Annotated in this window: 5 protein-coding genes and 1 pseudogene; 1 reads left to right on the forward strand and 5 read right to left on the reverse strand. The window is 50.0% G+C overall.

Annotation, left to right across the window (positions count from 1 at the left end; genetic code table 11):
* Positions 1 to 39: 39 nt before the first annotated feature.
* A pseudogene (locus tag NX722_RS12925) lies at positions 40 to 1,386 on the forward strand (IS1182 family transposase); the annotation flags it as partial.
* A 400-nt stretch (positions 1,387 to 1,786) separates the two neighbouring features.
* Here the strand turns inward: NX722_RS12925 and NX722_RS12930 are convergent.
* The 5 genes from NX722_RS12930 to NX722_RS12950 form a co-directional block, all read right to left on the reverse strand.
* Positions 1,787 to 4,003 carry a TonB-dependent hemoglobin/transferrin/lactoferrin family receptor gene (locus NX722_RS12930; protein ID WP_262568334.1) on the reverse strand — a complete coding sequence of 739 codons (2,217 nt, stop codon included), beginning with the start codon at positions 4,001 to 4,003 and terminating at the stop codon, positions 1,787 to 1,789.
* A 283-nt stretch (positions 4,004 to 4,286) separates the two neighbouring features.
* A complete protein-coding gene (locus tag NX722_RS12935; RefSeq protein WP_262568335.1) occupies positions 4,287 to 8,270 on the reverse strand; it encodes a choice-of-anchor L domain-containing protein in 3,984 nt (1,327 codons plus the stop codon).
* Positions 8,271 to 8,298: 28 nt separating this feature from the next.
* Positions 8,299 to 10,881, reverse strand: coding sequence for a COG1470 family protein (locus NX722_RS12940; protein ID WP_262568336.1), 2,583 nt, complete (start codon positions 10,879 to 10,881; stop codon positions 8,299 to 8,301).
* Positions 10,871 to 11,485 (reverse strand): OmpA family protein, encoded by a 615-nt coding sequence (locus NX722_RS12945; protein WP_262568337.1) that lies wholly within the window; start codon positions 11,483 to 11,485, stop codon positions 10,871 to 10,873. The genes NX722_RS12940 and NX722_RS12945 overlap by 11 nt, the downstream gene beginning before the upstream one ends.
* 56 nt (positions 11,486 to 11,541) lie before the next feature.
* Positions 11,542 to 18,357, reverse strand: coding sequence for a hypothetical protein (locus NX722_RS12950; protein ID WP_262568338.1), 6,816 nt, complete (start codon positions 18,355 to 18,357; stop codon positions 11,542 to 11,544).
* Positions 18,358 to 18,515: the final 158 nt, after the last annotated feature.

Here is an 18,515-nt window from a genome sequence, read left to right on the forward strand (position 1 = left end):
TTGCCAATAATCACTTTTCAAGCAAGCAACCTCTGACAAATGAAGAGATGGACTTTCAGACCCGTTGACCGCAGTATTCCAGACATGTTTCCCGCCAGTGTCGATGATTATTTGCCGGAACGTCATCTCGCCCGTTTTGTTGTAGAGGTCGTCGAGCAGCTCGATCTTGATCCGTTCATCAAGTCCTACAGCGGTAGAGGTTCCAAAGCCTGGCATCCATCGCTCATGCTCTCGCTGTTATTTTATGGCTATGCGACAGGTGTCTTTTCCAGCCGAAAGCTGGAGAAGGCTACTCACGACTCTATTGCTTTCCGCTATATCTGTGCCAATGAACACCCAGATCATGACAGTATTAATGCTTTCCGGAAGCGGTTTCGCAAGGAAATCAGCAACCTGTTTACCCAGATTCTAATGATCGCTAAAGAAGCCCAGTGGTTAAAAATGGGAACCATCAGTCTGGATGGCACCAAAATGAAAGCGAATGCCAGCAAACACAAAGCCCTCAGCTACGAGTATGCCTGCAAGCTGGAAAAACAGCTCAAGTCTGAGGTGGATGAGCTCCTGAAAATGGCAGAGAAAGCCGATGCAGAAGAGCAGCCTGAAGAGCTTTCTATTCCAGAGGAGCTCAAGCGTAGGGAAGATCGCCTTGCTGTTATTGCCGAAGCAAAAGCAGAAATAGAGCGTCGCGCTGAGGAGCGATACCAATACGAGCTGGAAGAATATGAGGAAAAAGTGGCTCGCAGGGAAGCGATCAGGGAGTCTGGAAAAAAGCCGAGGGGTAGAGAACCCAAAGCCCCAGAGGCAGACCCAAGAGACAAAGACCAGGTCAATCTGACAGATCGTGATTCCCGCATCATGCCAACATCAGGCGGCAGTTATGAACAAGCTTATAATGCGCAGGCTGCAGTTGATGTTGAAAGCGGACTGATCGTAGAAAAACACATTACTCAGGCAACAAACGACAAACAGCAGGTAGAGCCAGCCCTTGAAGAACTGGCAACTCGTGAAGACGAACTTGGCAAGCCCGAAGCGATCCTGGCAGACACAGGCTACTTCAGTGAGAGTAATGTGTCAGCTGTGGATAACTATGGCGCAACTGCGTATATCGCAGAGAAGCGTGATGCCCACAATAAACCTTTGATGGAGCGCTTTAAACCTGATGATCCTATGCCGGAAGGCGACGATGTAACAGCATTAGACCTGATGCGTTGGCGGCTGCAGACAAAAGAAGGTCGGGCTGTTTATGCCTTGCGGAAAAGTACGATTGAACCAACCTTTGGAATACAGAAAGAAGTGATGGGGTATCGCCAATTTCTGGTTCGAGGCTTTGCAGAGGTGTCTGCTGAATGGGATCTGCTCTGCACAGGCTTCAATCTGAAGAAAATGTTTGCCATGGCGATGGCGGACATTGAAAATTGGTTATTTATGATTCAACTTCTGGCTGCATACAGAGCTTTTTGGGCGATGTTTTACTATTTACGGGTAAGAGTGGCGGTTGTGAGAACAGCTTGCACAGTAGCTTAAACAGGCAGCAGGGTTATGATGCCGCCTTCTTTTCTGGACTTGTTACAAGTCCGACAGGCTCCTAGCACTGCGTATAAAATTTTGTACATTCTAGCTCAGAATAGTTCCCTGCGAATAAGAAAAGTCTTCTCAATATGAAATGAGGATTAGGCAAGGTTGGGGAAGTGGCTCCCCGCCTGCGCAGGGATAATGGTGCAAAGTTTGTTTCACACTTGTACAGCTTTTTGCGACTGCTGCACAAGCGTGAATGGTGGCAGGGTGATCAGATATCCCACTTGACGCTGACGGAGAAGTTCCGACCCGGCTGGGTGTAACGATCCAGTCCTTTGTCGTCGGTGTTACGGCCACGGACATTCTGCCACTGGTGATACTTTTTATCAGTGATGTTGAACAGACCGGCTCTCAGGGTCAGGTTATCCATTGGATGGTAGTAAGCGGTCAGATCAACGATGCCGTAACCGGCAGGGTTGAACTGCTTTTTAGAGCCCTGCTTGACATCAGAATGATCAATGTCAGAAGCCGACTTGCCTTTCACCAAAGTCCAAGCCAGTTCACCACCCCAGTTACCGGAAACGTCATCATAGCCCAAGCCAAGGACAGCGGTCAGAGGGGCTACAGAGTTCAATGCCTTGTCATTTTCCTTATTTTTACCCCGAGCGTAGGCAATAGAGGTTCTCAGGCTGGTACCTGCTGGAGCATTGAAGGCTTCATCGAGCCAGAGCTCACCACGGAACTCGACACCTTTGATCTCAGCTTTACTAATGTTCTGGTGTTGATTAGTAGTAGATAAAAATTTTTCTTCTACGGTTCTCAAATCAATGAAGTTTTTGTAGCGGTTGAAGAAACCGGTAAGCTCAAAACTGCCAACCCTATGATCTCCACGAAAACCCAATTCAATGCTATTGCTTTCCTCTGGCTTTAGATTCGGGTTAGCCAAAATCTTATTTGACCACCCTTTGGGGGTGGTGTAGTACATTTCGTAGATGCCAGGCGCTTTGAATCCTTGGCTCAACTGCCCAAATACTGACAGATTGTCGTTCAGATCATAGATAGCACCCAGCCTTCCTGTCAGCTTATCACCCTTACTACGCTTGGCTTCTTTGCCATCGTCAGTCTTACCTTTGGGTTTGTAGTCAAAACTGTCATAACGTAATCCCGGACTCAGTTTGAACCTTTTAGTGATTTGCATATCATTCTGGGCAAACAGACCATAAGACAGGTTATCTACTTCAGGAGCATAGAATTCGGCTGCATCTGGATCGATCTTATTCTCATCCACTAAAAATGTTTTCCGAGTACTGGTTAACTTAACTTTCCTAATATCCGCACCGTAAACAAGATTATGGCTAATATCCCCAGTTGCAAAAGTCTTCTCAAACTGTGTACTCAGTTTCAGAGATTTTTCCCTGTATCGATAGTCCAGTTTGCGATGTGGTTTCGGAATGATAATATTCGTATAAGCTGGAATATCAGTAATTTGTTTTGTTTGGGAGTCCTGCCAGTCTAATTGCCATCTCATTCGATCAAAAGCCACTACTGATGCTTCCCACTCATGAAAAACACCAATCCGCTTGCGTTCCTTCTTATCATTGCCCGTCGTATTAACCGGTATCGTTCCCCCAAGCCCAGATTTCAGGGCAATGTCGCTTTTACTTTTTTGATACTCAGCATCCAGACCAATACGATGATTGTCGTTTAGCTGATAGCGGAGCTTACCGAGCAGGTTCCCACCAACAAAATCCATCGGGTCAGCCTTACCCCGGCTTTCACCATTCACATCCAGACCGCTGTGAGTTTTGGTCTCATTGTATTTCCGGTGGGTATAAATCAGCAGGCTTTCCAGATCACCGGTACGGTTAGCAAGAGTAAAAGTCGTCGCTAGTCCCTTATCGGCACTGGTGTAAGCCCCTTTGACAGACGCTGCGGTATCATCACCTTCTAGCTTCAGGTAATCTTCAGGGTCTTTGGTCTGGAAAGCCACAATGCCACCAATAGCATCACCGCCATAGAGACTAGACGATGGCCCTTTAACAATTTCCACCGCTTTCAGGGAGTCTACGTCAACAAAGTTTCTCTGAGAGCGAAGGGCGTTGGCCCCCGTGGCTTTAAACTGCTGAGGCTGATCAACCCCATCCACCATGATCTTAACCCGGTTGCCGTCCATGCCCCGGATATTGAAGCCTTCGGAACCACTCCGACCATCAGAGCCAACCGTCACCCCCGGCTCATAACGCACCAGATGCTTGATATCGGTAGCCATGTTCTTTTCAATTTGCTCTTCATCCACCACAACGACGGAGCCAGCAATATCTTTTAACTGCTTTTCTGTCCGCGTAGCCGATACCGTCACCTGATTCAGCAGAGTTGGCTGATAGTGTTTACCGGAGTGATCGTCAGAAGAGGTTTCTGCCTGTGCGTGGGCAACAGAAACCGAGGCCGCCATAATAGCCAGCGCCAGGGAATGCTTGGAAAATTTCATGTGTGCGTTATCAGTATTGGCGTCCGTGCGGGAGCCGGTTGTCGACTTCTGTGGTACTGACTAACCTCCGTCAGCCCACAATGACAACAGGTACCTGATCAGGCGAATCCTTTTTTACGATTCACTGTTCAGACACCTGAACGTGGCTAAAATAGCCAACAAATAGCAATGTAACAGGAGATAGCTTTGAACATCCCTGCTCCACAGCGCGGAATATACTAGCCAATCAGTCAGACTAATGCAAATCATTATCATTATGCTTGCAATTAGCTACCGCCTGATATCACTCCACTCTTACCTTGTACTGAATCTTCCCTGTTCGACCCGGTAAGAGGCTGCCAGAAAAACGCCAGATCAGTTTACCGGTGTACCCAACACTGTTTTCAGACTTTCCGGGCAACACTTCTTCGCAACTGGTGAGACCATCCGGTAATACCTGTGGACAATGAATACGCTCGGCCAGCGTCGTAAAAGCCGGTGTGCTGTCAATGATATCGAGCTGTTTCAGTGGCATTGCACCCGCATTGGTAAATTCAACAGTGTATTGCAGAGTATCTCCGGAACCGGCCTTGTTCGATGTGGTTTTACCCTCTTTAAGACTTATATTCTCGACCCATTTTTTTAATGCCAGCTGATCACTTTTCTGATCGGAAACCGTCAGGTGATTCTGCACTCTGGCGATCAATGGTGGCTCATCCGACACCTGACCACTTTTCCGGAATTCAGCGGTAATATTCATTAATGCCTGTAAACCGTAGGGCGCATTAGGCGGTACAAAACTATTGGCCTGAATACAAACAGGCAGCCCTTTTTTCAGGTCAAGAGGGGCTGATATCGAAGAACCGCCGTCAGACTCCCCATTACAGTTCACTTGCTTTAACCCAATGGGCCAGTCAACGCTTTGCTGGCCAGACTCACTGATCCATTCAGGCTTCAGCACCACGTTGCCGTCAAAGGAACTGACCAGCCGGTGCTGAAAACTGACAGCGGTGCCGGGAATAACAACACGACGATGGTTTAGTGTGAATTCAAATTCAGGAGTACCTTCAATATAACCAAAGCCAACTCTGGATAACTGACCCGCCTGAACCTTAACCGGAGCCGGGTTTTTACTTCCGGGAGCCAGCTGGTAACCAGCCAGCATCGGCTGTCCGGGAATTACATTAAGCTGGTATTCCCCCGCCGGAACACCATCAAGGTTAAACGTTCCATCCTTGTCGGTTTCGAGCACCTCTACCACAGATAACGTTGACGATTTTTTGTCGAAATAAGACAGCTCCACTTTAATCCCGGCAATTCCCGGCTCCCCCGGTTCCCGCTTACCATTGCTGTTCAGATCATGCCATAACGAAGTACGAATCTTTCCCGCCCTGACAACGGTTGTTACAGTGCCAAATTCAGAGGTATTCCTCTGGCTGTCAATCAGGATAGCGGTTATCTGATCACCGTCTTTTACCTTTGCTTCAGGCAATGGAAGTTCTATATGAAACCGTTTTTTCTCCAGCATTTTCCCATCGTTGCGACGATAGCGAGCTCCGTAACTGGACTGGTTTTTAGCATCATTTCCGGTGCGCATGTCGTTTTCTGAACGTATAAACAGTGGCCGATATTCACCCCCTGTCTTCTTATAAAACTCAACGCTTGCTGGGGAAATCGCCTCATTCATCAGGCTCCCCTCAAGTACCAGCTTGTCATCAGAAATGTAAGCATGATGAATCACCGGCGAATCAATACCCCGGTTGGGCCAGCCGTCTTCGTATTGGCCAGTGTTTTCAGTAGGGCCGTCGCCAGCTGCGGTTTTCACCGAAAGGTCAATGGGCATATCCACGCCATTGACGCGATTGCTCCTGAACAGGTTACCAGTAATCCAGTTGCCCCTTGCTGTGCGACTCAATACATTATCCATGTTCGAAATCACCACGCCCGGTCCGCTATTGTTCTCAATCAGGTTGCCGGATACCTTGACCCTGTCGCCACCATCAGACCGTGCCTGCAGGCGCAAACCAGCACCTTCACCATGGGTAGACTTCTGAGCCCGCCCACTGCCAGACAGCGTATTGTCAGTAATATACAACCGCTCAGGTTTAATAAAGCGCCAGCCTTCAAGGGCAACGCCGCTAGCACCATTAATATGGTTTTTAGTGATAATGACATTCCTGCCCGTTTCAGAGGGAGACGTACTTTGCAGTGAAATGCCATCACTGGTAATACCGATGGTGCCATTATCCAGAATCAGGTTGTACTCAATATGTCCGGAGCCTCTGAAATTCATGCCAGTAAGGAGGGTTCCAATAATCAGGTTATGGCTGATGTTCACGTCGCTGCGATCACCGGTTTCAACACCTGCATAGAGTGTTTGTTTTTTTTCGAACTGCCCGCTGTAATTTACGCCAATAAAATTGTTGTTGATCTGAATACCTGAGATACCTTCCTTTACCTTAACGCCGATGATCTGGTTTGCTGACACAGGACTGGTTATGGCGGTATTTCGCAATGTCTGACCATTCGCTTCCAATAGAATGGTATACCTCCCTCTGGATCCCGTAATTTCAAGATCCGGACTACGGAAATCACTCAGCGGATAATGGTTTATTCCGGCACTGTATCCGGTTCTTACGTTTTTTGGCGTTAATGCTTCCTCCTGGTCCGGTTGTGCAAAACTCCAGGCTTTGCCATCAATAACCGTATTGGGGGTAAGTAATGGCGTTAACGGCCTTGCAAGCGTTATTTTCCAGCCCCGTTCATTATTTTGAGGAACCACTGGCACAAACAGCATGTTTCGGGCTTTTCTAAAGTTTGCATTGGTGATGAACTGCCTCAGGCTACCCTGACCAGTGTCTTTTGCATGAGTCACTAACTCGTAGCTGAATCCAAAATCAAGATGATTGCCTTCAGCGTTTCCAGCCGGTATATGGATAATATGCTGAGCTTTATCCCGATTAGGCCTGGTTCCTATCTGGTCAGTTTCTCCCGCGTTTCTTCCACCATAACAATAACCAGCCTGCTTCAATGTTCGGGTGCCACCACGACCATCTGCGCAAACAGCCCCAACGCCTGCCCAGGTTTGTTCCGGCAATATATCAGCACGGGACCCAAGCCTGGCAGCGTCTACCGCCACCGTGTAAGCACCTGCGTCATTAACAAAAAAGGTATATTCGCCAGCTTTTGTGGTGTTTGTCGTTTGAACCACCTGACCCTTGTCGTTAAACAGGTGTACCCTGGCGTTGGCAAAGGGTGTTATTTTGTTTCTGTCGACGGCTCCGGTTCTGTGTTCATACACTGCACCGCTGAACTTGCGCTGGCTTCTGAAGGCTTCGATAAAGACGCTGCTGTCATACTTTCGGTCTGAACCGTTAGCGATAGCAATTTTAAATTTGTAGGTTTTACCGGCTTTAACAGGTAGACGACTGCGGACTTTTTTTGTCCAGCCAAACAGCTTCATCCTGTCAGTTTTTCTTGGCGTTACACTTTTTCCAACTTTTTGAACATTGCTGTGATAGTAATGGGTATTGAAAAAATCATGTTTAATCTTTTTGCACCTCTCGATATTGCTCCTGTATTTACAAAACGTCCCCCAATCCCCATGGTTAACGAAGTTGGTTGACACCATTTCACCGTTGGGGAGTGTCGCAATATTAACCGCACCATCGGTAAACTCCCCGTTGATACCCTCACCGCTTATAAAAAAACCATAGGCATCGACATATTGTGACCCCACAAACTCTTCATACTCATCGGAGCCAAACTGAAAATCGACGGTAATATTGTCCCGCTGTGGTTTCAGATCAAAGGTCACCACCAGCAGGTCATACTGCCCGATGTCAGACCCCATTATTTTTCTCAGGTCTGCATCTTGGTACTTAGACGAAAAAGTGTCAGTGTCGGGTTCACCGCCAAGCTCTTCATCAATCTGACCTTCATTAAACTGGTTTTTGGCAGTGCCCTCCAGCTTTTTGACGCTGTCGGTTGACAACACCAGTCCTTTTTCAATATCAAAGTCAGGAACACTGCCACCATTAGAGAACAGCCCTACCCGGCTTTTACTGTATCTGACCAGCTTAACATTGCTGATTTCTACCCCCGGCCCTAAAAGACTCTGCCTGATGGTGGCTGCAATCTTTTCTTTACTGCTCCCGGCAGAATCAATCCTGATATTCGCCCACCCCTGAAGAGCAAACACCATCAGCAGCGTTAACACCATCAGCTGCCACAGGAAGCGCCACAGAGAACGACGCAATAATTGACTGGAACAAAAACTGACTGCCATGAAATTTACTTTCTGTACACCAATGAACCTATTCAATGCGAACCCCAAAAAACAGGACAACGGATTCACCCGGCATCAACCCATCTGACCAGCTGGCATTGATCCCCTGACCGCTGACATGAATCTGCCCCGGAACCCGGCCCTGAGTTTTTGGCAGCCCTGACTGCTCACAAAAAGCTGTAAAGTTCGGGGCTGCATCATGAATCACTACTTGCTGAATGCGTTCAGAACCAAGGTTGCTGGCAGTCAGTCGATAAACGACACAGGTTCCCGGCCTGGCTGGAAAGCGATCCTTTGAAAAGTGGGTCGGCAGTGCGCTCATACAATCCCAGGGCGCCTGCTCTTTAACGATGGTCACATGGGTATTGTCCACCGTGGCGATATCAAGCACAGCCAGAGTTTGATCCTGCCCCTCCCTGTTACGCCAGAGAGCCTTCAGGGTAATGGTTTCCCGGCTACCCTGAGAGGCATTTGCGGGAGCAAACACTTTGACAACCAGATGCATAACCTGGCCAGCTGCAACTCCTACAGGGTCAGTAATGACTGACTCCCCATCAGCTATCTGACCATCGCCGTTTTTATCGTGATAAACCAGTGGTTGCCAGCTCTGGTCATCGCTGACGACCAGCCTGATCCCCTTAATATCGCCATGGCCGGTGTTAGCCAAACGGTGGGAAAAGGTTACAAAGCTGCCGGGAGCCACCGTGCTTTCACCGTTGGGTTCCAGCACCAGTCCCTCGGACGCTACGATATTGATGCCCAGATGCAGCTTATCCTGCTCGCCGGTAGCGGGAGATTTGGCTTCAATATACATTGAGTAATGCCCCGGCTTTGCCTGTTCGGGCAGATCAATCGCTATTTTTAGCGGTGTCTCACCATTCCCTTTGATCACACCAGTATTCGAGATGGGTCGGTTGTGACGATTAAGGAACTGTATTTTCAGCCCCTCAGGTAATGAGGTTCCCGGCGCAGCTATCAGGCGGAGGTTATAACTGTCGGGCTTTTTGCCGGTATTGTTGACAAAAACTGTTTCGAACAGGGCGCGGCTACCCGGTTTTGCTGTAATGGTTTTAAGAGGGCTGGATTCCGGTCCGGGTCCCTTGCCGGGAGCACTGGTATTATCCTTTAACGACTGCCCAAAGGTCAGATCCACCGCCAGAGTGCCATCGTTGATATGCCCAAGAAGGTTCAGTGCATCATCATGGACTGCTTTATTGTTAGCATCTTCTGCTTTTAGCCGGATGTTATAACCATCCTTACGAATATATTCAGGTTTAATATCAACCGGTAACTTTACCCGCAGTCTGACAGTCTGATGTTTTCCGGGTGTCAGTTTACGGACAGAAATCTCTGGATAGTCTTTGAAAGTCGTACAACTACTGTCGTCATTGCTTTTACACAAAGAATAGAGGCTGCCCGGTGGAAAAGTGTTACTTCCTCCGTCTATGTCGGGATACACCCGATAGTCAGCTGACTGATTACCGGTATTCCAGACATAGTTAATAAACTCAACAACACCCCCTGATTCTGCTGAAGGTACGATAACAACCCCACCCGGATCCTTTAGCGAACGGTAACGGTTGCCATTTACAGTCACTCCTGCCCCTTTTATATGTATAGGCACCCGGTTAGAAACCTGCTTTTCGTCTTCATTAAGGGAGTAGTACTCCGCCCTGTTAAAAAACGTCTGTCCAGCAAAGCCGTAGTTAATGGTGGTTGAAAATTTGATGATGCCCTTTTTATTCGATTGATGCCCGGTCAACTGGATTTTCACTTCCTGCCGGTTAACACCGTCAACCGTCACCGGCTTCACTTCAAAGCCATCGTCGCCTGTCGCTATGGGGGATTTTAACGCGGTGCAGTTTAAACCCTGGTTATCACAGCTCCACACCTTTTTTGTGGGATCAAGTGTCATCACTTCAGGCAGTACATCAATGGCTACCAGCCGACTGCTATCAACCTTCTTGTCCAGGCGCTCATAGCTGAGTTCGACCTGAACGGTCTCTTCCGGTGACGCTGTGGTCTGGCTCATTTGTTTATTCAGGTTGTAAACAGCCTGCTGTCCGACCACCAGAGTATCTTTGTTTTCATCAAAGCAGCGGTATTGTTCATGGCTGCCGGACTGGCAACGGTCATTTTCTTTGACCACAGCCCGCAGGGTCAGGGATGTATTGGCAGAAGCCGCTGTACCACTGACCAGAATATTCATGGATTCGTCCGGTGCCAATGACACCAGCCCCCTGATTTCCGGATGGTTGCCGATCTGCCCTGTATTGCTCTGATCATGAAACAACCGAATATCATTGATACCGCCGGTATCGGGAACCTCAAGCTGATAGCGGGTGCTTACATTACCGGTATTGGTCAGAACGTGGGGAAATACAAAAGCCTTGCCAATGACCACCAGACGACTCTGGTTCTGTTCCAGTCTGACACCAGGTGCTTCCTGAACCAGAGTAGCCACTTCGTTGGATGTGGCTGAACGCTGCACGCCAAATTCATCAACAAAGCTGGCTTCAGCATGACTTCTGATAATAAAACCTGCCGGTGCCGCCGCTTTTGCTCCAACAGAGAAGAGCAGAAGCAGGCACAGGCAATATCTAATCGTCATCAGATTCAGGCTCCCCGCTAAACAAAGGCTGTTCCAGCGTGACAACTCTGCCTTCTGAGTCGAGTAACAGCATCTCTACCCGTCGGTTTGCATCTTCATTCTGGCCTTCAGCCGGAGCAATCAACAGCAGGTCTTTACCCAGGCCCACATGATCAATTCTTGCTGCTGCCAGACCATTATCTATTAACCAGTCTGCAACAAACTTCGAGCGTCGTTCAGACAGAGGCAGGTTATAACGCTGGGTAGCCACACTGTCCGCAAAGCCCCGTAGTACCACCCGGTAATCGGGATTCATGGTTAACAGCTCAAGGTTATCCTGAAGCTTCCTGTTTTCATCTTCCGCCAGTGCGCTCTTGTTATAAGAGAAATAGACGGCACTGTGCCATCTCAGGCCAGGAGCTGGGGACTGCAAAAATGGTTCCACCACCGGGCACATATGAAAGTCGTACTCAGCATACAGTTCTTCTGTGCTGACGCAGCCGGTCAGCAGTAGCGATAAAAACAGTAATACCGTCAGTTGCAGTCGATGGCATCGAGTAAGGGAAGCGGCACCGAATAACATACCAGTCCGCCCGTCATTCCCGCGCAGGCGGGAATCTACCACGGTAGTGGATCCCCGCCTGCGCGGGGATGACGATGGGATTTTTATAAAGAAAGACGTCATGAGTTAAACCAGCCAAACAGGGATTCATCAAACTTGAACAGCATACTAAAGTGAATGCCTTCGGCATTGTATTTCTCGCTATCAAGGTCTTTATCAGAAAAACCAACCACGTTGTAGTAAGCACCTACACGGAGGTTACGCACCACCAGGTAGTAAATACCTGCGCCAGCGGACCAGCGCAGACTGTCTGTCCCATCAACACCCAGTACACCGGCACGCAGATCCAGATCCCAGCGGCGATTAAGGCTCCAGGTTAACCGGGCGTCACTGACCCATGACTGACTGTTGTACTGGTAATCTTCCAGAGTCGTACATACCCATTTACTGCCGATACGGCCGGACAGGGTCAGGTCTTTATCGATCTTCCGGTTCTGGTGAGTAGACACTAAATGGACGGTACGGTTATCCCCCGCATTCTTACCCCGTTCCTTTTTCCATTCGTACAGGTACAGACCATGCTGGACGTTGTCCTGTTTAGGGCGACGGGCCAGCCCCAGAGTCAGAGCGTGTTTTTCCAGACGACTACTGTCTTTTGTCTTGGGTTGTTCCAGCCGGAATTGAGTTCTGACCAGCCCGCTCCAGTCGAGATTTATGCGTCGAGCTACGGCAGCATCCAGACCATAATAGTTCTGGGACTTACCATTGCGGTATTCAATTCGTCCCGTGGCTCGCTGGTTGGCATGGCGCTTATCCTGAATGCCCATAGACACAGCAACACCGTCGTTATTACCCTTGCCGCTGACGGTATTGATCACCTCAAGGCTTGGGGTGATGGTCAAGCCTTTGGTCAGGGTGACAGAAGTATCGGCACCGTTCACCCACTCCATGGCTTTGCCATCCGTCGCCCCGCGCATACGGTACTCAGAATAGGTTTTGGTTTTCGGCAGCCATTCGCTTTTAACACCTACGGAGAACAGGTTACGGTCACTGCCTGAAGCCACCGGACTCAGGTTTTCATCGCGCTCAACACGACCGTAGGCGCTCACTTTCTCATGGACTTTCCAATTAGTTTCCAGGGCGAAACGCTTGCGAGAATTGGTCAGAGCCTGCTCATATTCAGCCTTGACCGATGCGTCTTTCTCCAGCAGTTTAAAGCTTTTTTCCGCCCCCACCTGTCCAGTGGCGTAACGGTCATTATCCTTTTCATTACGCTGACGGATATAACGACTACCCGCTGACAGCTTCCAGCCATCGCCCACCTTATGATCCAGATAAGCCCCCAGGCTATCCCCCTGGGAAGAACCACTGTCGTTCAGTGTCTGGCTGACTTCCGCCTCAGCCCGCAGGCTGGTGTTATCAGTCAGTTGCTGCCTGTGCTTCAGGCGAGTCTCTTCCCGGCCTGATGAAATCCCGCTGGCGCTGTTCTTATAACCTTCGTCCGCTCTGGCCCAGGTCAGCTCTGTCTCGGATGCGTTGTTCCATTTATGCTTCAGTTTGACCCGGGCTGCATCTCCGCTAAAGTTTTCTACTACACTTTTGTCATTGCCGCCCTTAACCGGTGATTTGCCGGTCATATGAGCCGCTGAAACGGCAATGGTTGTTTTCTCTGACGGTTTATATTCCACCCAGGCACCACTTAGGTCACTGCCTTCCGTCGTATGTTCATTGCGGGTATAGCTGCCTCCCACTTTTACCTGTTCATTAATGGTCTGTTCTGCCCGTACACCGGCTACGGTATAGGCTTCGCCGCCGTCCCTGAGATCATAGGAGACCCGGATTCGCTGAACATTGCCTTTATCATCCCGGCTGTGAATCGGTTTGCTGAATTTCAGATAACCGCTGAACTCATCAAGGGTATAGTCGCGCCCCCGAGTCATGGTTTCGCTGTTTATAACCAGACCCGGATTGTCAGGGTGGAAGGCTTCAAGAACAACAGTTTCACTGTGTCGTTCAATAGGAGTCTTTTCCAGCTTGTAATTCATTGCGGTGCCGTCGGGATAAAGGGTTTCGGTAAAATGGCTATTTTCCGGACGAGCGGCAAAGCCATGAATACGGGTGTCGCCGTTATCGTAAATGGCATTAACACCGTTCAGGTTGCGCTGAATTTTAGCGAGATTGTGCTCAGAGCCGTGGGCATCTGTCTGGTAATCGCCCCACATGATGCTGCTGCGGTCTTTTTCAACTTTGGCATAGAGCTTACTGCGGCTCTGCGCCTCATAACCTTTCTGACTGGCGTCCCCGGTGATGGGGTAGTAGTCGTCCGGGTTCACGTCCCTAAACAGCTCGGTATCCTCATCCTTGTCACTGTCGTAAGACAGAGTCAGCTGAACGTCTTTGGCGATTTCACCCTTAGCAAAGACCGCTGCCCGACCATCAGTGTGAGTCCCCTTACGGATAGTATCCAGTTCAGATACCGCACCGCTGATACGGCCATGCCCCGCATTGAATTCCACCAAACCAGCAGCCACCATTGGTCGGGGAGCCGCCACCTGGGTAATCTTCACATCGGTTTTCATTTCGCCGGTGGATGCCCGCAACGTCACTGGCCCAGAGGCATTACCCGAACGCAAATGAACGGTCAGCTCACCCTGGTCAATCCGCACCTGATGACCGGGTTCCTGATCCTGAATATCCGGCTCATGCCAGCGTCCGGCTGAAGCCTCAAGGGTAACAAAATAAACACCACGGGCAGGCAGGCCGTTTTTATCCAACAGCTTTATGGTGACCGGTAGTAAGCTTCTTCCGTCGTCTGCTGCCAGAGTGTCGGATTCCGGCAGAATAGCAATGGTTTCAGCCGCTGCCGACTGGGTAAAGCGCCCGCTGGCGAGAACACGCTCATTACCGAACATGTCCGTTGCCTTCACCTCTACCTGATTTTCCCCGTCATTAAGAGCAACGCCGTACCAGGCCATTAACTGAGCCTGTTCCCGGCTGTTCACCATCTGCTCACCCAGCCGGTCATGGGCTACTGCTTCACCATTGACGTACAACGTGGGTTCAACACCAGCACGAACCACCGCCATAAAGCGACCATCGGCACGATCATTTTCAGGCCACAGCCAATGGCCTTCCATAGCTTGCTCGCGGGTTATATGTTTAACGGCCTCATCAGGCACCGGAATGGTGGCTGCCTTTGGCTCGTCATTTTTGCTCACACCGTCATTCCGGCTCACTCCGTCATTCCCGCGCAGGCGGGAATCCACTGCCGTGGTAGATTCCCGCCTGCGCGGGAATGACGAAGAGGTCTTCTTATCGTTGTTGTCAGTGGGAGCCCGAACCACACCGTGAGACAGGTCGCCAGTGTTATCCGCTTTATCGGAACGCTGTGAGCGATTGTATTTTGCCGCATCATCCAGCAACCATTCACCGCTGATGCTTTCGTTACGGGCTTTGATCTGGTCGAACACCTTCTGGTAATCACCTGTAGGGCACTGTGCCGCAAAATCCGCCCGGTGCATTTCACCAGGGGCAATATCCACAAACCGGCTGTCTCCCACGGCAGCGTTACGGTTATCGATGGGTTTAAGAGTCAGCCCGTCCGGCATGGTCACTGGGTCCACCTTGAGTACATGCTGACCGGGGCGAATCCCCATCAAACTGTACTGCCCGTTTTCATCGGTAATTACCCAGGTGCCGTCTTCCATATACAGACGAACGCCACCAATGGGCCACTCCCCCTGTGTTTGCAGGCTATTGCAGTCTTTGTCTACATAGAGCTTGCCAAAGATAATGCCTTTGTCCGACAACACGCCGGTCATGGCCACGTTGACCTGGGCTTTAGCTTCGTTGGAGCTAACTGCCTGACCAGTAACGTCTCGTCTGGCCGTGGCCGTTGCCCGGTTGATGCCATCACCGTCGATGCCTCCGGCACCTGCCTTCAGGGCATAACTGATTTTCACTTCACCGTTGGCATCAAGGGCAGGGTTAGTTCTGACCCTGAAGGTCAGTTCCGGGCCAGCGCCCCCTTCCGGGTCGCCTGCCTGTTTTTCGTTTATACGAGTACTGCCTTTCATGTATTTAAAACCCAGCGGCAGCTTGTCGATTATTTGCAGGTTATAGAGTTTGATATCCAGATTGTTTTTAACTTTCAGCTCGTAAACCACCAGCTCACCGGGCGCTACTTCTTTCTGTTTCGCTTCTTTCTCCAGGGTCAGGCCACTGATGATCGTATTGACCTGGGCTTTAGCTTCGTTGGAGCTAAATGTCGGCCCAGTAACATCTTGTCTGGCTGTAGCCGTTGCCCGGTTGATGCCATCACCGTCAATGCCTCCGGCACCTGCCTTCAGGGCATAAGTGATGGTGACTTCACCTTTGGCATCAAGTACAGGGTTAGTTTTGACCCTGAAGGTCAGTTCCGGGCCAGCGCCCCCTTCCGGGTCGTCTGCCTGTTTTTCGTTTATACGAGTACTGCCTTTCATGTATTTAAAACCCAGTGGCAGCTTGTCGATTATTTGCAGGTTATAGAGTTTGATATCCAGATTGTTTTTAACTTTTAGCTTATAAGTCACCAGCTCACCGGGCGCTACTTCTTTTTGTTTTGCTTCTTTCTTCAGGGTCAGGCCACTGATGATCGTATTGACCTGAGCTTTAGCTTCATTAGAAGTGACCGACTGACCAGTAACATCTTTTCGGGCGGTTGCGGTAGCCCGATTGATGCCATCACCGTCAATGCCTCCGGCACCTGCCTTCAGGGCATAAGTGATGGTAACTTCACCGTTGGCATCAAGGGCAGGGTTAGTTCTGACCCTGAAAGTCAGTTCAGGGCCAGCGCCTCCTTCCGGGTCATCTACCTGCTTGCCATTTATACGAGTACTGCCTTTCATATATTTAAAACCCAGTGGCAGCTTGTCGTTTATTTGCAGGTTATAGAGTTTGATATCCAGATTGTTTTTAACTTTCAGCTCGTAAGTCACCAGCTCACCGGGCGCTACTTCTTTTTGTTTTGCTTCTTTTTCCAAGGTCAGGCCACTGGCCTCAGCTACCGGATCAATTGGCACGTCGAAATGAGCCAGTCTTCTGTGTTCGTCCACAACAAAAGAGCCTTCAATGCCCGTGATGGGTTTCTTTTCGTCACCATTCATCCCTCCCCGACCGTAGGAGGCATCATTGATCACCATGCCGGGCATTTTCTCAGGTGCGACTTTTGAGGGGAACTTGTAGGGCGGTTCTGCGGTAAACGTCTCTGGTGCAGAAACCGTAATAAAATAGCGACCCGGCTCCAGGCGGGGATAATCAAAGTGACCATCTTTACCAGTCTCCACCCCTTGCCAGGGCTTTCCCGTTTCCAGGTCAATGGCCGGAGCGCCTTCCAGATCGGTCAGGTTGATATAAACGCCATTAACCATTGACAGGTTGCTGGAGTCGAATACCCGCCCTTGGGGGCTGACATCAGCCACGCTCTGATAGCGAGTATTCGTCAGTGGATCAACGACGCTTGCCGTCAGAATATCGTTGACTTCAGTTTGTAAAATACACTGGCTGCCGAGCTGGCTATAATCCGGCTGTTGACTGTCAGACTGGCAGAGCAGGCCGCCACCCTGTTTATTCTTGAAAAGGCGCAGTGGCGACTGGCTGCGAAACAGACCTGTATCCTGACCGGTTTCCTGTAGCAGTACACGAATATTGTCGTTTTTACCGGAGTGTACATCCACAATCACGGTGTCTGCTGTTTCTTTTGAAAAACTGAAATTCCCCCCTTCCAGCTCAAGATACACATCGTACTGAGGGTGGCTGTTATCTTCCTTCAGATAGTAGTACCCGGCATGATGAAAGCCGTCGGTAAAGTCCGGCTGCTTATGGAAGTTATTCGGTTCAACAAAACGAATCACCACATCATCAACTGGTGGTTCATCGCTAACGACTCTGGTCAACACCGGGTTACTGTGGGCTTTACCCACATCAGTACCATCCAGAGAAATAAAGGCGCGATTATTAATCAGAGTGTCAGCGTTGATATGTTGATCAATTCTGGCAGTAAATGACAAACGGCGACGGTCACCGGGCATGACCAGCTCGGAGGGAATCAGCAGGCCGATCCGGGTTACTGGTGTCGTTTTGTCCCAGTTATCAAAGCTCAACCAGTCCCGGCTTTCAGTGCGAACCATGGCAACAGCCTGAACCGGGGCAAACACCGGCTTAATGTCCGGGTTCAGCTGGGTATGAGTGGGCAGCGGGTCTTCCAGCACCACCCCATGACGTGGCTGACCATCCACCACCAGGTCACGACCCGGTATGGCGATGCTGCCGTTATTTTGCAGGCTAATAGTGTAAGTGAGGAGTTCACCGGCTTTGGCTTCGCGCTTATCAACGGTTTTCTGCAACCGGATTACCGACTCACCGATGGTGACGGTATCCCGGTTCTCACTGCGGATGTTGCTATCAGACTGTGACTGTGCCGAGAGGGTCAGCACATGCTTGTCATCTGTCGTTGATTCTGAGGGTACGGTGCCCATCACCACCAACTCGATCACCTCATCGGGTTTCAGGATGCGGGTCTCTTTCAGGGTGGGGGTATCCGGTGAAGGCAGCGAGCCCTGGTATTCATATACTCCGAGTTTTTCCAGAGGTCGCCCATCAGCCATGACGACAGCGACTTTAAAACGATCGGGAATATTGCCACGATGCGCCAGCCGATGAATAAAAAACACCTGCTGACCCGGCGTAGCCATCTGGTCCTGATCCTGTACCAGTGCCAGTGCTGCCACCGGGGCTACGGTCAGGGCTGACTGGTTAGACAGCAAGGTCACTGGCTGACCACTTCCGGTATCGAAAAAAACCACCTCAGCCTGGGCCATAATCACGGTGCCAGCAGGAGTGAGGGCTTGCGCCAGGGTAGCCAACAGCATCAGCCACAGGGCAAGCATTATTTTCATACTGTGGTTGAAGGCTGGCGTCATACTGCGGGTACTGCTTTGGGTTGTGTATTCTGTATGGGCTTCCTTTGCCTTCTTAACTAAACGTCCTTAGTCGTTTTAAAAAGGCAAAGGAAGCCCTCCACTGCCTTCTGTTTCTTAGTCACAGAGGCAGCGGA

Source organism: Endozoicomonas gorgoniicola (assembly GCF_025562715.2).
Lineage (GTDB): Bacteria > Pseudomonadota > Gammaproteobacteria > Pseudomonadales > Endozoicomonadaceae > Endozoicomonas_A > Endozoicomonas_A gorgoniicola.